Here is a 17,400-nt window from a genome sequence, read left to right on the forward strand (position 1 = left end):
TGAAGCCTGAAACAGTTACGTTTTGAACCACGTTCGCATAGGCTGTAGCATTCATAACTTGGGCAACATTGTTAGATGAAGCAAGGATACCTAAGTGCCCCAATGCACCAAAGCCAGTCACGGATAAATCACGTCTTAAGACATCGCCTATCTAAAGGCTTATTCAATAATATAATTATTCAGATGAATAAGCCTACACCATTAAACTCTTACGTTTTTCAAGATACGCTTCACTAAGTCAGCAGCTTCAACTTCATCTGGCAGTAAAAATAGTTAAAGTGAGAATGTATTGAGCATGAATTTATCTTGGCTTGAGGCTTGAGGTTTAGATAAACCAAAAGTTTTATAGCGTAATAAAATCATTTCTGCCCAATTACGATGTGTCGCTGGTTCTAACATGGAGCCGTGGCTTTTAAATACACTTTTCGCATCTTGCGCTAAAATTTGCTGTGCTTCATTAAATTCTTCGCTATTGATTTGAAAGGCGCGATGAATATATTCAATTTGTGAGGGATGAATGGCCGTTTTGGTATAAATGCCGTTATTCATATCTTGGCATAATTCATCCATCAGCAATTGCGTGCGGTCAATATGTTCACATACGGGTGAACTGAGTTGAAAGCCCGCTGGAATAAATAAGCCTGCCAATTGTGCAATTAACATCCCCACTGGAGTTTGGTAAATCGTACTGTTTTTAGGGCGACGTAAATGTAAACAGGACAACAGGTCATTACCGCCAATTCTTAGACATAGGGTTTTATGAAAGTCATATTTGAGTGCTTGATTAAGCTCCATATTATGACCCATATCAAAAATTTCTTTGGTTTCAAGCGTCGGCATCAGATTGATATTGGGTGGTAAAATGTCCATCCACTGCTTTAAATCGTGCAGCGTAAACTTGGGTAAAATCATGCCACTATAGGTGTGATTTAAGTCCCAATCGACAATATGTTTCGCCATTTCAATATTTCTAGGGCGAATAAATATCGCAGGCGCCTTTAAGTTTGGCTGCTCTAAACGTTTTTGTAATAAGTGCTTTAAGTTGACCATTGCAGTTTGAACGTCTTTTTCCAACACAGCATCTTCTAAACAGACCGCAATCGATTTGAGTATTGGAAATTTAATGCCTTCAGTCACTTCCCATAATTGCTCATGGGTTGCAGGAATGTACATGGTTGCACCTAGTTCAATCGCATGTTGCAGTTGTTTCATTTATTTTTCTCGACTTTTTTTATCAGAGTCACTGCATGATATGGGCCTAACTTGGCACCTAAAATATCTACGGCAATATTCCGTTCTTTGGCAAAATGCAGCAGGAGTTGTACATGCGGATTGGCTGGGTCACGGATTAATATTTTTTCAGGAACACGTCTTAATACAGCGCGCGTGGCTTCTGCAATGCTGGGCTTAATATGATTTATATTTTTAATCGCATAGGTCTCAGAGATCCAGTCAATCGTGTCTAAACAAATTTTTTGTTGTTTGAGTCGAATGTGATTATCCCAATTTGCCAAATCGCTATGCGGATTTTGCTGAATAAGATTTAAAATTTTGTCGATAAACTCGACCGAAATATCATGCTGAGCTAGATGTTGATAGACTAAACAGCTATGCCAATTATTCGGATCGTAGCAATTTTTCTTTGCCAGATCGAAATCAATTGTATCTTTTAAAATAGTCCGTGAGATTAAGCCTGAGATCACGGAACCTAGCATACCAAATGGAATCAGCCAATCTTCACAACTGGCACTTAACCACGAATAACCACCTAAATCGGCTAAGGTCACAAGGCGAGGAACCTCCCATCCTGCATCAAATAATGCCGGATAATCTGCTAAATTTTGGGTCAATTCTCGACAAATGGCACCCTTACCCGTCCAGCCATCGACAAAAACAATATTTTCCGCGCCGTGTTGTTCGATAATCGCCTGCAATGCTGCAAAATCAATACCGCGATCACGGATAATACTAATCCCGTAATGCTCACAATCCTGATGCTTGTCAATATAGTGTTTAAGGAGTACACCTAAAGGCACACCAGCGCGAACCAAGCTGACTAAAATAATCGGTTGCTTGGGAAATCGAACCATCAGTGAGTTGCCAATCTTCTGCACATCACTTGCCAGACGTTCAGCACCTTGCTCAAAAGCGTATTCAAAATGTCGCATTTGTTCATCTGAAGGTGGATGTTCAACACTAATCATTTGTGAATAGTGTTTTTTCCCAGATTGAATCAGATACTCTTTTTCAGCTACGGGTGTGGGGTCTATTTCATCAATATTGAGCAAGAAGGTCACATCTTCAGGTCGATAAGAGCCATGGAAACCCAGTGTTTGAAGACCAGATGTTAACGCATGGTTTTTATACATGTCCTAAATATCCTTTTGCCTGATGATCTTGTGCTAGATTTTGTACTAAAAATTTATCCAACTGACTATTTTTAGGCATACCAAACCAATCACAGCAGCCTAAAAAGCCTGCATCAGACAAACTGTCGCCCCAACCTAAAATGGCACGTTCACGATTTGGGTCATATTTATTGATAAAAAACTCAACTGCTTTTTGTTTAGACACAAATTTGGGAAGAATGGCTAAATTATTGCCATTGATATGGACATAGCAGTGTTCAAGTACTTCAGCTGGTAAGTGTTCAATCATTTGGTGCAGAAATAAAGGCACAGGATCATTTTGCTTGGCAACGGTATAAATTTTCCCACCATTTTCTTGCATCGTCCAAGTGCGAATTGAACCAAATGGTTTGGCATAATCGAGCAATAGCGCTGGTAACTCAGTCAGTAACTCATCCAGTTCAGCTGCCGCCTTATGCTGGATTTCAAGCCATTCCTGATCAACCTGTTGATCTGCCGCTAAAATGGTTCCACCATGTGAGCATACCGCACCATGCAGAAAAGGAAGATGTACGCGCTGCAAGCCTGCAACTGAGCGTGCAGTCACAGGAATAACATCAGCAGATGCCAACAACCAATTCACAAAAATTTGCTGTTTGGGAAGCATATAAGACAGCGGCTCACCAAATTGATCTAGCGTTGCAATTTTATGTAGCGGTGTCGGGGGACTTTTACGATTTGTTTGAAACAGCGTGTCATCTAAGTCAACAAAAATTAACGGCTTAGGATTCATAACTAATAATTTCCAAATTTTTTATTTGTTCAAACAGGACAGGATCAACGCTATCTTGTGCTGTTTCAATGACCAATAAGACCCGATCAAACTGTTGATGTTTAACGTTATAGGCATAGTTATTAATATTCAGTCCATAATTGTCTTTAAATGCACAAATACTTTCAACGGCATGACCTTGTTTGATGGGAGAGCGCGTGGTTGAGCTGTAATAAACTTCCGCCCCTTGCTGCTCTAATCGCTCGGCAATTAGAAATGGAATCCAACTAAACTCACCCGAACCTAAGACCAAGATTTTTTCATGAGGCAGAGGCGGTTGAATATTTTGCCAAGCACTACAATCTAGAAAGGTCGGTTCGCGTCCCCAATCGTGAGGGGCAATAATTTTTTGAGCTTGCTGTTGGGTTGAGCTGACATCGGGCATGTCAATGTCAATAGGTTGTTGGTTTGGCTGCCACTGCCAATGACCATGCAATAATGACACCACTTCAACTGGAATTCCTAAGTCATCAGTGACTAAATGTTGTTCCGCCCAATTGACCAAGGTCACCAAAATAATTCGTTCTACCTGTTGTAAACCCGATTTTTTCAGGCTCAAGATTAAATTTCTAAAGGTCTTTCCTGTTGAAATTTCATCATCAATTAAAATAAGCGTTTTCGATGTAATCACATGCTGATGCTTAAGCGGATCATGACTGGATAAAATAAACTGATCTTGTGCATGACTATGTTCTTCTAAAAACAAGCCTAAGGTCGGTAATGTTTCAACGGGATGTCGCGTGGTGGTTAAAAAGATGGCATTTTGCCCAAAATCTTGTTTCAGCTCACGATAAACACCTGCTCCCAAACCTACGGCGGTCTCTGCCATACCAATCACACTAATGGGATAGGGCAGATCTTTAGGAATGATTGCAGCAAGGTCTTGATAACTTCTTTGCATTGCCGATGGTGTAACGGGGATATGTTTTCCAAGAACTTTAGAAACAAATAAGAATGCACGTTTGGGGTTAATTCTTTCTGCAAAACTGAGTAGATCATCCAATTTCCATTGTGGATGATGCTGATTCACAGTCACACTAATACGACCACGACTTAAATCAATATGTTTTATCAATGCGTACAATCCATTTTGAAACTTTGTGTAATGGGTAAAACTTGAACGAGGGGAACGAAGTCAGTATGTTGCAGTGTCAATTGCAATTTTTCAGCCATCAGTTCTGCAATTAAATTAATTCCAGTATGTTGTGTATAGGCAAAACCGCCTGCGGGACGCGGGTTAATTTCTAAAATATGCCATACCCCCAGATCGTCTTGCTTAAATTGAATATTGATCAATCCATCACATTGGAAATGTTGCACCAGAATTTTGCAGATTGCATGACAAGGATGCTCGATATAGCATTGCTGATAAAATTTAAATTTAACACGGGTCACTAAGGCTAAAATTTGCCCCTGACTACAGGCAATATCGACGGAACATTCTTGTCCTGTTAAAAAAGGCATAATCAAATACTCAATAGGTTGATCTAATTGAGCATAGGCCTCTATAAATTGTTGCGTATTACACTGCGTATTGAGTTGAAATTGCTTAAAATATGAAACTTCATCTCGCAGTTGAACAAAACCAGAACCATATACGCCGTACACAGGTTTTGCACAAATATGTGAATATTTTTTTTGATAATCAGCAATTGCTTGCTTTAATCCAACGACATGATCCACTTTTGCAGCAGGAATGTTTGGTAAGTTTAAAGCTTCACAAATTTCTCCAAATAGGAATTTATTGTTCATGTTTTCATGCTGCGCTATGCCAGTGGCACCTGTCACCAGTTGAATATCATGCTGAGCAAATTCTTCACGAAATTTTTCAATAAATTGACTGTGTTTTCCACAAAACAGCAGTTGAATGGAATGTACTTTACATTGTTCTAAAAGCCACTCTGCACTGTGTTCAACGGGAGGTTGTTGAAAAAAATAATCTGCGCAGAGTTTTAATTCTGGACGTTGTTTACTATGAGAACAAAAAATCGTCAGATGGGCAGATAAATTTGAGCGTTTTAATAATTGAATAATGTCGTTTTGACAGGAGTAACTTTCAGCAATCCAGATATTATAGTGCGATTTCACAGTTGATTTGATCTCAATTTTCTTGAATAACAATTATTAATTTGTGCTTGTAATATATACCGCGTCGGGAATATATAGTTTTTTATGCTGTTGATGCAATAATTTTGTAAGACCTGATATGAAATTGCCAAAATTGATTAAAAAACTCAATTTTGCTATTGTGCTTAAAAAAAATATGTTAAAACATTAGGGGCTTATTTAACTCGTTTTTTGACGAGCAATCTTAATTTTTTATATTAATAATTCATGTGGTTAATGAATTAAAAGAAAATATTACAATATCATAAGAGGATAATATGCAACTTGTTGCTGGTGGGAATATTGCTTTAGCATCTGAAATTATTGAAATATGCATAAAAACAACTGTCCCTATGCAAATAGAACTCGATCTGACTGCATATCTTTTAGCAAAAGACACCCAAAAAGTGCGCGGTGATCAAGATATGATTTTCTATGGACAACCTCAAACCCCGAATCAGAGTGTTATTTTAGTTCAATCTAGTTCAAATGATCCCTATTTAACTCAACTTAAAATTAATACCGCATTGCTTGATCCAGAAATTCAAAAAGTCACCTTATGTGCAACGCTCAATGAACCGAATAATTTTAGTCGAATATCTCCTATTCAGGTGGAACTTTTATCCGCTCATCAAACCATCGCCAATGCATTAATTCAGACGCAGCCTAAAACTGAAAAAGCCTTAATTTTGGCTGAAGTGTATAAGCATAATGATAAATGGAAATTTAGATTTATCGATCAAGGTTTTAATGGAGGCTTAAAACCTTTGGCTGAGAACTTTGGTGTGGTGATTGAGGAGACTCAAAGTAACATTACACCAACACCAACACCAACACCAACACCAACACCAACACCATCGAAGTCGAACCTTAACTTGTCAAAAATTAAGTTAGATAAAAATAATTCTAGAATTAATTTAACTAAAAAAGGCGCAGGCTTTGGCAAAATTTCAGTGAATTTAAACTGGAATAAATCTGCAGCTAAATCTGAATCCTTTTTCCAAAAATTAACCCGTTCTAATTCAATCGACTTAGATTTAGGGGCGATGGTGCAGCTTAAAGATGGCAGTATTGATTTAGTCCAACCGCTTGGAAATAGATTTGGTGATTTTGACCAAGTGCCTTATATCAAATTAGATGCAGATGATCGTACAGGTGCATCTATAAATGGTGAAAATTTACATATTAATGGCAATCAATGGGATCGCATTGAGCGAATTGTCATCTATACCTATATTTATGAAGGTGCAGCACAGTGGGCAGCAACCGATGGGGTAGTGACCATTCGTCTTCCAGATCAACCTGAAATTGAGGTACGTTTAACTGAAGGTAATCAATTAAGTACCTGTGCAATTGTAGAATTAAAAAATATAAATGGCGAAATTCAAGCCAATCGAGAAGTCCGTTATTTTGAAGGTCAAAAAACCTTAGATCAGTTTTATGGTTTTGGTTTTCGTTGGACCAAAGGCTCAAAAGATTAACGCTATCCATTTAATTTACATGTAATAAAGAAGAGGGAAAATTATGGCGATTTCATTAAATAAAGGTGGAAATCTATCTTTAAGCAAAACAGATCCATCACTTAACCAAGTTTTGATTGGCTTAGGTTGGGATGCTCGGGCCACTGATGGCGTAGATTTTGATTTGGATGCTTCGGCATTTTTATTGGCGGCAAACGACAAAGTTCGTGCTGAAACAGATTTCATTTTTTATAACCAAACACGCTCTCCAGAAGGTTCTGTAGAACATACCGGTGATAACCGTACGGGCGCGGGTGATGGTGATGATGAAGCGGTTAAGATTGATTTAGCGAAAGTTCCCGCTGAAGTGCAAAAAATTGCCATTACTGTCACCATTCATGATGCAGCAAGCCGTGGTCAAAATTTTGGCCAAGTGCAAAATGCATTTATTCGCGTCGTCAATGATCAAACGAATGTTGAAATTGTACGCTTTGACTTAAATGAAGATTATTCAACAGAAACCGCGATGATTTTTGGCGAGTTATATCGTCATAACGGTGAATGGAAGTTCAGAGCCGTAGGTCAAGGTTATAACGGTGGTTTAAGTGCCATGTGCCATCAATATGGCATCAGTATTTAAACTTTATTCTTAGGTGAAAAATGAAACATTTCCGTTTTTCGATCATCTTTAGCATTATCTGCTTGGCCATTTCAGCATATTGGGGTTTTACCCATGGGCCTCAAGCAGGCTTAATGGCAATGTTCAAAGTCTTGGCGATTACTGCAATTTTAGCGGTCATGGAGGTATCACTCTCCTTTGATAATGCAGTCGTCAATGCCTCTGTACTGAAACATTGGAACCAATTTTGGCGAACCCTGTTTTTAACCGTGGGTATTATCGTTGCTGTTTTTGGTATGCGACTCATTTTCCCGTTGCTTATTGTCGGTGTCACCGCCGATATGAGCATGATTGAAGTCGCTAAATTAGCATTAAATGATCCTACAACTTATTCAGAAAAACTGATGGCCCATCATGCTGAAATCGCAGCATTTGGTGGCATGTTCTTATTATTGGTATTTCTGAATTTCTTGTTTGATGATGAAAAAGATGAACATTGGTTTCATTGGCTTGAATCAAAATTAGCAGATTTAGGCAATATTCAAGCGATTTCAGTTTTTATTTCATTGGTTGTGCTACTTATTCTTGCAAGCTACATCCCTGATGCATCACGTTTAGTTGTGATGATGGCTGGTGTTTGGGGTATTGTCGTCTATGTGGGGGTGAAAGTCATTGGCCATCTATTAGAAGGCAGTAGCAATGATGATGAATCTGAAAAATCAAATGGTGCCACTGCAACAGGTACGATTGTCAAAGGTGGTATTGGTGGTTTCTTATATTTAGAAGTATTAGATGCCTCTTTTAGTTTCGATGGTGTAATCGGTGCTTTTGCAATTACCAGTGATGTGGTAATTATAATGCTGGGTCTCGCCATCGGTGCGATGTTTGTCCGTTCAATGACCATTTATCTGGTTGAAAAAGGTACGCTTGATGCTTATGTATATTTAGAACATGGTGCGCATTATGCAATTGGTGCACTTGCGTTGATTATGTTGGCGAGCGGCACAGGATTACATATTCCAGAGGTTATTACCGGATTAGTGGGTGTTGCCTTCATTGTTTGGGCTGTCATCTCTTCAATTTCATATAGTAAAAAGCAACAATCTTCATAAACGAAAGTTAAGGAAACAAAAATGGCTATTAATTTATCAAAAGGCGGAAATATCAATCTTTCCAAAACTGCTCCGACAATGAATAAAGTCGACTTGGGTTTAGGTTGGAATCCACGCGCAACAGATGGTAAAGCATTCGATCTAGATGCTGTCGCATTCTTAACAGGTGAAGATGGTAAAGTCCGTTTAGATGGTGAATTTATTTTCTTCAATCAAAAAGTTTCACCATGTGGTTCAGTTACCCATAAAGGTGATAACCGTACTGGCGATGGCGAGGGTGATGACGAAACAATTTCTGTAGACCTATCTAAAGTTCCTCAAGAAGTTGCAAAAATTGTATTTGCTGTGACGATCCACGAAGGACAGCAAAATGGTCAAAACTTCGGTATGGTGGATAAAGCCTATATCCGTGTGATTAACCAAGATGCAAATGCAGAAGAGTTGGCACGTTTCGACTTGTCTGAAGACGGTAGCACTGAAGTTGCGATGATTTTTGGTGAGTTATATCGCCACAATGGCGAATGGAAATTCAAAGCCGTTGGTCAAGGCTTTAATGGTGGTCTGGGTGCGTTAGCTGCAAGTTACGGTGTTGCAGTTTAAGCGAATCAATTAAAGTACTAAAAGAGTCATCTTTTAGTACTTGAAAGTAATTGGTATAAATCTATTTTATATTGAATTATTTTCAAGTACTAAAATAGAGAAGAATAATGCAATTAGTTTCAGGACAAAAAATAGCACTCAATCAAGTTATTCAAAATGATCAAAAATTTACTTTACGTGTGCAATTTAAAGCAGCATTTGATGTCGATATATCCAGTTTTGGTATAGGACAAAACGATCAGCTTTTCCATGATGATTATATGACTTTTTATAATCAACCGCAGACGCCTCACTGTGAAGTGCAATATCGTCAGCAAGACAACCTGAATTTGTTTACTTTTGATTTAAGTAAAATAAACGCGACACAGACGCCCCGATTTGTCATTTGTGCAACTGTGGCAAATGATCAAGCAACGATGCAAAATATTCAAAGTGGTCAAATTTCTCTTATGAATCAGCAAGGCGAAGTGTTGGCAAATTATCAATTAAATCCATCAAATTTTAGCCAAGAAAAAGCAGTCATGTTGACTGAAATTTACTTTAAAAATGATCTGTGGCGAATGGCTGCTATCGGACAAGGTTTTAATGGTGGATTAACCGCATTAGTGAGACATTTTGGCGGGGAGGTTGCTGAAAATTCTTCTCCTGCCCCTACAGCGTCTAAAATTGATTTAAAGAAAAAAGTTGTTTTAGATAAGGTGGAAAAATTTGCACCCCATTTGCTTGATATCACTAAAAAATCACTGATTAGTTTAGAAAAAAATAAGTTACTTGAGGTAAAAGCAAGAGTGGCATTGATATTGGATTATTCAGGTTCAATGTCGCATCAATATAAATGTGGTGATGTACAGAAAGTTATGGATCGCATTATACCTTTGGCAATCAATTTTGATGACGATGGCAGCTTTGAGTGCTGGGCATTTGCAGAAAAAGCACTCCGTTTAAATGATGTAAGCCTGAATAATTTGAATCACTATATAACCTCAGAACAAGGAGGCTATAAAAAATGGAATGCGGGAGCTGGCTATAATAATGAGCCTGCCGTTCTTGAAGAGGTCTTACATTATTTTACCAAAGAAAGCCCATCCAATTTACCGGTCTATATTGTTTTTATTTCTGATGGTGGCGTTTCTGAAGCTAGAAAAATTAAAAAGATTTTACAAGAGGCATCATTGCAACCCATATTTTGGCAATTTGTAGGGATTGGTGGCAGAAATTACGGTGTGTTAGAAAAATTAGATACCATGGAGGGAAGAGTGGTAGACAATTGTAATTTCTTTAAAATAGATAATATTGAAAGTATTTCTGAATCAATGTTGTATGACTTTTTACTTCAAGAATTTCCGATATGGTTAACAGAAGCAAAAAATAAAAATATCGTGAGAGCATAGGTAAATGTAATGGCAGAATTTAATCTTGTTGGTAGCCCAGAACCTTTTTTACATGTCAGTATGCAGCAAGGTGAAGCAATCTATTGTGAATCTGATGCGATGGTCATGGTTGAACAAAATCTTGAAGTTGGCGGTAAATTACGTGGCGGAATTTTTCAAGCTTTTATGCGTAAATTTACCTCTGGAGAGTCTTTGTTTCAACAGCAAATTAAAGCCGTGAAAGGTGCAGGAGAGTGTCTTTTATCACCGAATTTGGATGGTGATATGCAGATTCTGGATGTGGGTCAACGACAGTATATTTTATCTGATGGCTCTTTTGTTGCAGCAACCGAACACACCATGATCAAAGCAAAAGTGCAAAGCAATATAGGCGGTGCATTGTTCGGAGGCACAGGCGGTTTTGTGGTCATGGAAACCAGTGGGCAGGGTAAAGTGTGTATTTCTGGCAGTGGAACTTTACTCGAACTGGATATTACACCAGAGCAAGGTGAAGTCACCATCGACAATGGTCATGTTGCGGCTTGGGATGCATCGTTAAATTATAATATTGGCATTCCAAGTTCAGGTAGCGGTAGTTTTGTTGGCAATATCGTCAATAGCTTTACCAGTGGTGAAGGTTTAGTGATTAAGTTCCGTGGACATGGCAAAGTGATCGTGTGCTCACGTAATCGTGCGAGTTATTTACAGTGGTTAGCTACGGCTTTAGGTCGTGGTCATTCAAATTCAAACTGAAGGAAATTATAAATGGGCATTAGCTTAGTAAAAGGTCAAAAAATTTCTTTAGAAAAAGGTGATGGTTCATCTTTAACTAAAATATTTCTTGGTGCAGGTTGGGATGTCGCAAAAAAAGGCGGTTTACTTGGCATGTTTGGCGGTGGTGGCGATTCGATTGATCTCGATGCCTCTGCAATTGTTTTTGATGAAAATAACAAAGCGTTAGATAGCATTTGGTTCGGTCAATTACAGAGTCGTGATGGCAGTATTAAACATTCTGGTGACAATCGTACTGGTGATGGCGCAGGTGATGATGAGGCGATCCATGTGGATCTGACTCAAGTTCCTAGCCAAGTAAAATCAATCGTATTTACAATCAGCAGCTTCCGTGGACAAACTTTCGAAAAAGTTGAAAATGCTTTTTGCCGTGTAGTTGACGCTACAACCAATGTTGAAATTGCAAAATATAATCTTTCAGCAAAAGGTAATTATACAGCGTTAATTATTGCTAAAGTTTATCGTCACAATGGTGCATGGAAAATGTCTGCATTAGGCGAAACCTGTAATGGCAAAACAATTCAGGATATGGTTCCATCCATTTTACCTATTTTATAAAGTCGTTTAATTTCGTTAAAGTAGCTAGATGGATGCAATAAAAGGGTTCATCTAGCTTTTGCTCAACATAAATAATAGGTTTTTCATAAATCATTTTTACTCAGTTCCAAGTTGTAGATTTCGGCGATTAAATTAAATCTCAAACTGAGTCGTTGATATCTATTTCGATAGCATTCCGCAAGGATCTCTTGAAGGTTTTCAGGCTACCAAACACATGCTGAATACCTATTCTTCTTTTATTGATTTCCTGATTATAGATTTTGAGTTCGGGACTCAATTTACTGTGTCTTTTGGCCTTTAATGGCAACAGGTTATGTTGCTCGAAATCATAAGATGATTCCTATTATTCCGAGAAAATCGAACAGCAAAAAACCAAACATAGACTTTGATTCCTACCTTTTCGTCTAAGGCATCTTTTTGAAAATGCCTTCGCAGGACTAACGCATTTTTGTGGTATCGCCACTCGTTTTGAAAAGTTAGCTCGCAACTATAAAGTCCATGTTGTTCTTCGCTTGTTTGTTTATTTGGTACAAAACCAAATGAGGACATGCTCTAGTCAGTACCGGTATAGAGTTCAACATGAAGAATAAAAAACAATTGGTACTCTTTCACCGTCATTAAATGGCTCTCGTATCTTTACTCAAAAAAGTTCAAATTAAGGGCATAGAGCAAAGATATTTAATGCTTCTTAAGGTCTGAAGGGGAGGACCCATCTCTTCAGACCTTGTTTTATCTTATTGATATTAATTTTGATGATTCAAAAGTATAAATTTATCAATTCATATTTTTTTCAATGTGAGCATGATTTTATAGCGTATTCATTCATCATTATTGATTTAATCTCGTTTATTAAATGATAGACCTCAATGTTCCCGTCAGGCTGAGGAACTGCATATAGTTTGTAAGAGGATTGGATATTTAATTTTTTAATTTAAACGTAATTCAAGATCGTTCTTTGTGTAACTTTACATTTCAACGGTTACTTAACTTGCTGTATTTTTAGTTAAAATAACGTAAATTTTTGAAAAATATAATCAACCTGAATCGCAGATAAAAAATAATTTGAAAAAAAGGTGGCTGAAAACCATTAGGGCGTTACCATACCACCTATGCCTTCAGCCATCATGTTCGATTTTTACATATTCCTTATGCATGATTGATGATTTTTTCAAAAAATCGAAGCAACCTATTGGCAATGTTTAAAACACAACAACAATCGTTTGAGAAAGCAGTTTTCTCAATTGAAAATTTCAGAGATTGTCTTCATCACCATTTGGTATAAATGCTCATATTTCAATAACGTAAAAGCATTTTTCTTTTCATTAAAGAAAAATCACAATCAACTCTTTAGATATTTATCGTGTTGCCAATGGATCATTTATCTCATCAGAACACATCAATTGGCACTGCATGCCTTCCTTACACTTTGCTTTGATAAAAGGTTGTCAAAGCAATCATGTACAGATGGCTGCTATGACCACTACCGAGGCGTATTACAATGGTCGTACATTAAAATTCCATGACAGTATGTATGACTTGTCATAGAAAGCATCATAGATTCCTCAAGTAAATAGTTGATGTAACTTGTGCCTCGATTTATCGCTCATCTTAAAAAGGGTGAGCGCCAAACATTTTTAAGTTTGTATTTATCGTATCCTTACTTTGCTCAACAGTTGAGTAAAAAAACGCATTTGAACTGCCAAGCATTGCACAAGAATACATAAAGCTTAGAAATTCATCATTAAACTACCGATTTCAATTTGCATATAACTGGTTCAGAATAGATGGAAACCACTCGTTGAGTCTTGATCTTAGGAACAGTGTATGAGCGTGATTTTACCCGTTGCCCAACGTGGAGAAGACATCTTAAAATTGAAAGCTGCACCTGTTGCCGAAGCAGAGTTTAATAGTGAATGGCTGATGCAATTGGCTTCAGCCATGCACGCGACCATGCTAGAGCGTAATGGTGTAGGGATAGCCGCACCGCAATTGTATATTTCTAAACAGGTGATTATTGTTGCTTCGCGTCCGAATCCACGTTATCCCGATGCGTCTGAGATGCAGCCTGTGGTCATGATTAATCCGCAAATCTTAGAGTTTTCTGAAACCACGTGTCTAGGTGAAGAAGGTTGTCTAAGTGTGCCCAATCAACGTGCGCAGGTTGAGCGTGCACAAGTCATTAGAGTGCTTTATCACACATTGGAAGGGGATGTTATGGAAACAACTTTTGAAGGATTTCCAGCACGCATCGTGCAACATGAAGTAGATCACCTCAATGGTATTTTGTTTGTTGACCGATTAAAGGCCTAAGCCATATCGACTGTTTTATTCATCTTTATATTTAAATTGCTGTGGTGTTTGTCCTAAATGCCGTTTAAACATAGCACTAAATGCGCTTGGGTTGCTGTATCCCAGTCCCCTTGAAATTTCTGCAATCGACTCACCACTGGCGATTTTACTCAGAGCTTGAGCAATGTGCATTTGTTGTAGCCATGCCCGATACGACATCCCAGTTTCCTTTTGGAACATCCGCATCAGGGTTCTGGTGCTGGTGCCAATTTCATCTGCCCATGTGCTTAAGTCTTTAGGATATTGTGGTTCATGTAAGAGCGTTTGACAGATATTCAATAGCCGTTTGTCTTGTGGCCAAGGAATCTGAATCGGTAAAGAATTGGCTTTCTGAATTTCATCAAAAATCAAAATTTGTATTGCACGGGAAAGCTCATCCGAACTCAGTAATTCAGATGCAGGAATATGTTCAATCACATTTAAACGAATCAATAATTCATGCAATAACTTGCTGACCCGAATAATAAAACATTGTTGACCCAATACCGATGCCGCTTGGGATTCTACGAGGGCGGTATTCATTTTGACCCGACTTAAAGAAATCACACTATGTTCAACATAAGCCGGAATCCACAGTGCGCACATCGGTGGTATCAACCAAACATGATTTGGAGTAAAGACATGAATAATCCCAGTCGAGGCATACAGGAACTGTGCCCGTGAATGGTGATGGGCAGGAGTAATTTCGCGGTAAGTATGCTCAGAGGAAAGTCCAATCACCAGTTCGGACATTTCCGTTTCAATCAGTGAATCTGATATTTTCATGAAATTTGTCACTTATACAGGGATTATTGGAAGATAACGTTATGAATGACATTTTACAATATTGTTTGAAATATCAATGATTGGAGTTTTTCAGCTATGACGTCTTCAATACAGACGAAGGAAAGCATGGATGAAGCTGTAGCAAGTCTTCAGCCACAAGGGATGATTGTAAAAATTGTAGGTGCTGTGGCACTGGCACATTTACTGAATGACTTGATTCAAGCTGTTCTGCCTGCGATTTATCCTATGCTGAAAACCAACTTTTCACTGAGTTTCGCACAAGTTGGACTCATTTCATTGGTGTATCAAATTACTGGCTCATTGCTGCAACCTTGGATTGGTCTTTATACCGACAAAAATCCCAAACCGTATTTATTGCCACTGGGTATGCTGGTGACCTTGAGTGGTATTTTATTGTTGGCATTTTCACCTAGTTTTACGGTATTGCTTATCGGGTCTGCTCTGATTGGCGTGGGGTCATCGACATTTCATCCTGAGGCTTCCCGTGTGGCGCGTATGGCATCGGGTGGACGCTTTGGCACAGCACAATCGACCTTTCAGGTGGGAGGTAATACAGGAACTGCAATAGGACCTTTATTGGCTGCGCTGATTATTGTGCCCTTTGGACAGCATGCAGTGGCATTGCTGATTGTGTTTGCATTACTTGCCATTTGGGTATTGTTTGGCGTGAGTCGTTGGAGTATTAGCCACAGTAAAAAACAACTGGCAGCCAAGGCACAACAAGTACAAAGTAAATTGCACGGGCGCCAGTTAGTAATCGCACTTTCGACCATCTGCGTGCTGATGTTTGCCAAATTTACTTATATTGCCAGTATCAGTAATTACTTTACTTTTTACTTAATGCATAAATTCCAGATCAGCCTGCAATCGGCACAGTTACATTTATTTGCCTTCTTGGCTGCTGTTGCATTGGGAACCTTTGCAGGCGGACCAATTGGTGACAAGATTGGACGTAAAGCGGTGATTTGGGTGTCGTTTGTCGGCATGGCGCCCTTCGCTTTAATGATGCCGTTTGCCAATCTTTTTTGGACTACAGTTTTATCGGTAATCACAGGCTTGGTATTGTCTTCTGCCTTTGCTGCCATGGTGGTGTATGCACAAGAAGCGGTACCCGGGCGGGTGGGCATGATTGCAGGTTTAATGTTCGGCTTAATGTTTGGCGTGAGTGGTATCGCCGCAGCAGGTTTGGGCTATTTGGCAGATGTGAAAGGCATTGAGTGGGTATTTGGTGTGTGTTCATTGTTACCATTATTGGGCTTTGCCACCGCATTTTTACCGAAGACCCAAGCAAATTAAATCGAATACCGAAGAACTTTATGCTCAGACGCGCTATCTTAGAAAATGAACAAGATGGCGCATTTGTTTTTGCAGGGTTGTTATATCCAAAACCAATACAACGATGGATGAACCGTTTTGATTCTGGAGGATGAATGTCATGACTACTCCCGATACTACAATAAAATTTTCCTTAAGCTTGGAGCAGCTCAGCTTTGAACTCGATGGGCAGCACTTCCAGAGTGATAAAGGCTTACAATTCATCAAGTCGAATAGTATGCGTCATGGTCTACTAGACGAACTCGCCATTGAATTGATGATCTATGTGATTGAAGAAATATTAGAATCGCTTCCCATCCAATATGCTCAGCCCAAAAATGCAATCACTGAGGATGCTTTATTTCAACAAGTATTGAGCTTATTTTTTCCGAATCAGCACAATATAGATCGAATACAGCTTGAAAGTGGCTTTAATGAGTTTATCGAGCATCGCGAATATTATGTGTGTAAAGTAGCGGAGCAGGGCGTATTCAGTCTGGTTTACTTTGTGTTTTTACGCGAGATGATGCATCACTGGAATGTGATCGATACGAAATTTGAATCGCTTGAAACCGCTAAATCACTTTAAAAGCGTAAAAAATAAGGGATGATCGACAGTAGTATACCAATACTACCAAGCAAAACATTGCTTTCAATAAAATAAGGGAAAACCATTAGAACCAGACCGACTACAAAGGGCACAGTTAGTTTTTGCTTTTTGCCATAGAGAAAATAGCCTAAACCAATTGAGCTAAAGATCACGCCTAGAAAAAGTTGGGTTGCGTTCATTGTTGTAAATCGAACATTTATTTATGTGATAACATTATAGTAAATAGATAAAAGATAAGAATTTTTTTAAAATTTGTTCTTCTAAAGATTATGCCACTTCACTGAGTTGGATGACAGAAATGTTGGGAGTATGAAGATATTTTAGTCATTGAGTTGCGGATACTAAATAATAGTTTATGCCGTATAAAAAATACGGTAAAATCACTAAATTGTTATTTTTGATCAAGATTTTGGTATGTTAAAAAAATTTGAGGTTATAAACTTTAAGTCCTTTAAAGATAAGTTAGTATTCGATTTAGGGACTTGTAGTGGTTATGAATATAATAAAGATATCGTTGTTGATGGTATTGCGCAGAAAGTAATTG

The 17,400-nt window shown here is 38.4% G+C and carries 17 protein-coding genes and 1 pseudogene; 11 read left to right on the forward strand and 7 right to left on the reverse strand.

Features of this window, described 5'->3' with window-relative positions; translation table 11 throughout:
* Positions 1-273: 273 nt before the first annotated feature.
* The 5 genes from DCO44_RS12345 to DCO44_RS12365 are packed head-to-tail and all read right to left on the reverse strand — an operon-like array spanning position 274 to position 5,268.
* Entirely contained in the window at positions 274-1,212 is a 939-nt protein-coding gene (locus tag DCO44_RS12345) for an HpcH/HpaI aldolase/citrate lyase family protein (RefSeq protein WP_116762325.1), read from the reverse strand.
* On the reverse strand, positions 1,209-2,369 hold the full coding sequence (locus DCO44_RS12350) for a cysteine protease StiP family protein (RefSeq protein ID WP_116762327.1): 1,161 nt from the start codon (positions 2,367-2,369) through the stop codon (positions 1,209-1,211). Before DCO44_RS12350 ends, DCO44_RS12345 begins: the two co-directional genes overlap by 4 nt.
* Positions 2,362-3,141, reverse strand: a complete 780-nt coding sequence (locus DCO44_RS12355) for an HAD family hydrolase (protein ID WP_116762330.1) — start codon at positions 3,139-3,141, stop codon at positions 2,362-2,364. The genes DCO44_RS12350 and DCO44_RS12355 overlap by 8 nt, the downstream gene beginning before the upstream one ends.
* Positions 3,131-4,255 carry a phosphoribosyltransferase domain-containing protein gene (locus DCO44_RS12360; protein WP_228157555.1) on the reverse strand — a complete coding sequence of 375 codons (1,125 nt, stop codon included), beginning with the start codon at positions 4,253-4,255 and terminating at the stop codon, positions 3,131-3,133. Before DCO44_RS12360 ends, DCO44_RS12355 begins: the two co-directional genes overlap by 11 nt.
* Positions 4,252-5,268, reverse strand: a complete 1,017-nt coding sequence (locus DCO44_RS12365) for an ATP-grasp domain-containing protein (protein WP_116762332.1) — start codon at positions 5,266-5,268, stop codon at positions 4,252-4,254. Before DCO44_RS12365 ends, DCO44_RS12360 begins: the two co-directional genes overlap by 4 nt.
* 296 nt (positions 5,269-5,564) lie before the next feature.
* Between DCO44_RS12365 and DCO44_RS12370 the strand changes: the two genes are divergently transcribed.
* The 9 genes and pseudogenes from DCO44_RS12370 (at position 5,565) to def (ending at position 14,107) form a co-directional block, all read left to right on the forward strand.
* Complete coding sequence (locus DCO44_RS12370) at positions 5,565-6,767, forward strand: TerD family protein (RefSeq protein WP_116762334.1); 1,203 nt, start codon at positions 5,565-5,567, stop codon at positions 6,765-6,767.
* Positions 6,768-6,810: 43 nt separating this feature from the next.
* A complete protein-coding gene (locus DCO44_RS12375) occupies positions 6,811-7,386 on the forward strand; it encodes a TerD family protein (RefSeq protein ID WP_116762336.1) in 576 nt (191 codons plus the stop codon).
* Positions 7,387-7,406: 20 nt separating this feature from the next.
* Positions 7,407-8,477, forward strand: a complete 1,071-nt coding sequence (locus DCO44_RS12380) for a DUF475 domain-containing protein (protein ID WP_116762338.1) — start codon at positions 7,407-7,409, stop codon at positions 8,475-8,477.
* 21 nt (positions 8,478-8,498) lie between these two features.
* The gene (locus DCO44_RS12385) at positions 8,499-9,077 is read left to right on the forward strand and encodes a TerD family protein (RefSeq protein ID WP_116762340.1); all 579 of its coding nucleotides are present in this window, start codon (positions 8,499-8,501) and stop codon (positions 9,075-9,077) included.
* A gap of 107 nt (positions 9,078-9,184) precedes the next feature.
* A complete protein-coding gene (locus DCO44_RS12390) occupies positions 9,185-10,468 on the forward strand; it encodes a vWA domain-containing protein (RefSeq protein ID WP_116762342.1) in 1,284 nt (427 codons plus the stop codon).
* A 9-nt stretch (positions 10,469-10,477) separates the two neighbouring features.
* Complete coding sequence (locus DCO44_RS12395; protein WP_116762344.1) at positions 10,478-11,200, forward strand: TIGR00266 family protein; 723 nt, start codon at positions 10,478-10,480, stop codon at positions 11,198-11,200.
* Positions 11,201-11,212: 12 nt separating this feature from the next.
* Positions 11,213-11,797, forward strand: a complete 585-nt coding sequence (locus DCO44_RS12400; protein ID WP_004649611.1) for a TerD family protein — start codon at positions 11,213-11,215, stop codon at positions 11,795-11,797.
* A gap of 318 nt (positions 11,798-12,115) precedes the next feature.
* A pseudogene (locus DCO44_RS12410) lies at positions 12,116-12,340 on the forward strand (IS5/IS1182 family transposase); the annotation flags it as partial.
* A gap of 1,281 nt (positions 12,341-13,621) precedes the next feature.
* Positions 13,622-14,107: a peptide deformylase gene (def, locus tag DCO44_RS12415; protein ID WP_116762346.1), complete on the forward strand. Its 486-nt coding sequence runs from the start codon at positions 13,622-13,624 to the stop codon at positions 14,105-14,107.
* Between the two features lie 15 nt (positions 14,108-14,122).
* Here the strand turns inward: def and DCO44_RS12420 are convergent, their stop codons facing one another.
* Positions 14,123-14,905 (reverse strand): AraC family transcriptional regulator, encoded by a 783-nt coding sequence (locus DCO44_RS12420; protein WP_116762358.1) that lies wholly within the window; start codon positions 14,903-14,905, stop codon positions 14,123-14,125.
* 102 nt (positions 14,906-15,007) lie between these two features.
* Here DCO44_RS12420 and DCO44_RS12425 point away from each other — a divergent pair, with 102 nt between their 5' ends.
* A complete protein-coding gene (locus tag DCO44_RS12425) occupies positions 15,008-16,228 on the forward strand; it encodes an MFS transporter (protein WP_116762348.1) in 1,221 nt (406 codons plus the stop codon).
* Between the two features lie 139 nt (positions 16,229-16,367).
* Positions 16,368-16,835 (forward strand): hypothetical protein, encoded by a 468-nt coding sequence (locus tag DCO44_RS12430; protein ID WP_116762360.1) that lies wholly within the window; start codon positions 16,368-16,370, stop codon positions 16,833-16,835.
* Here DCO44_RS12430 and DCO44_RS12435 read toward each other — a convergent pair.
* Positions 16,832-17,035 (reverse strand): amino acid transport protein, encoded by a 204-nt coding sequence (locus tag DCO44_RS12435; protein ID WP_116762350.1) that lies wholly within the window; start codon positions 17,033-17,035, stop codon positions 16,832-16,834. The two genes, DCO44_RS12430 and DCO44_RS12435, sit on opposite strands and share 4 nt — an antisense overlap.
* Between the last annotated feature and the right edge of the window lie 365 nt (positions 17,036-17,400).

It is taken from the genome of Acinetobacter sp. AM (assembly GCF_003105055.1).
Taxonomy (GTDB): Bacteria; Pseudomonadota; Gammaproteobacteria; order Pseudomonadales; family Moraxellaceae; genus Acinetobacter; species Acinetobacter tibetensis.

Excerpts from the sequence above, each read along its gene's own strand:
- DCO44_RS12345 (WP_116762325.1), bottom strand. The coding sequence starts at position 1,212 with ATGAAACAACTGCAACATGCGATTGAACTAGGTGCAACCATGTACATT.
- DCO44_RS12350 (WP_116762327.1), bottom strand. The coding sequence starts at position 2,369 with ATGTATAAAAACCATGCGTTAACATCTGGTCTTCAAACACTGGGTTTC.
- DCO44_RS12355 (WP_116762330.1), bottom strand. The coding sequence starts at position 3,141 with ATGAATCCTAAGCCGTTAATTTTTGTTGACTTAGATGACACGCTGTTT.
- DCO44_RS12370 (WP_116762334.1), top strand. The coding sequence starts at position 5,565 with ATGCAACTTGTTGCTGGTGGGAATATTGCTTTAGCATCTGAAATTATT.
- DCO44_RS12375 (WP_116762336.1), top strand. The coding sequence starts at position 6,811 with ATGGCGATTTCATTAAATAAAGGTGGAAATCTATCTTTAAGCAAAACA.
- DCO44_RS12380 (WP_116762338.1), top strand. The coding sequence starts at position 7,407 with ATGAAACATTTCCGTTTTTCGATCATCTTTAGCATTATCTGCTTGGCC.
- DCO44_RS12385 (WP_116762340.1), top strand. The coding sequence starts at position 8,499 with ATGGCTATTAATTTATCAAAAGGCGGAAATATCAATCTTTCCAAAACT.
- DCO44_RS12390 (WP_116762342.1), top strand. The coding sequence starts at position 9,185 with ATGCAATTAGTTTCAGGACAAAAAATAGCACTCAATCAAGTTATTCAA.
- DCO44_RS12395 (WP_116762344.1), top strand. The coding sequence starts at position 10,478 with ATGGCAGAATTTAATCTTGTTGGTAGCCCAGAACCTTTTTTACATGTC.
- DCO44_RS12400 (WP_004649611.1), top strand. The coding sequence starts at position 11,213 with ATGGGCATTAGCTTAGTAAAAGGTCAAAAAATTTCTTTAGAAAAAGGT.
- def (WP_116762346.1), top strand. The coding sequence starts at position 13,622 with ATGAGCGTGATTTTACCCGTTGCCCAACGTGGAGAAGACATCTTAAAA.
- DCO44_RS12425 (WP_116762348.1), top strand. The coding sequence starts at position 15,008 with ATGACGTCTTCAATACAGACGAAGGAAAGCATGGATGAAGCTGTAGCA.
- DCO44_RS12430 (WP_116762360.1), top strand. The coding sequence starts at position 16,368 with ATGACTACTCCCGATACTACAATAAAATTTTCCTTAAGCTTGGAGCAG.
- DCO44_RS12435 (WP_116762350.1), bottom strand. The coding sequence starts at position 17,035 with ATGAACGCAACCCAACTTTTTCTAGGCGTGATCTTTAGCTCAATTGGT.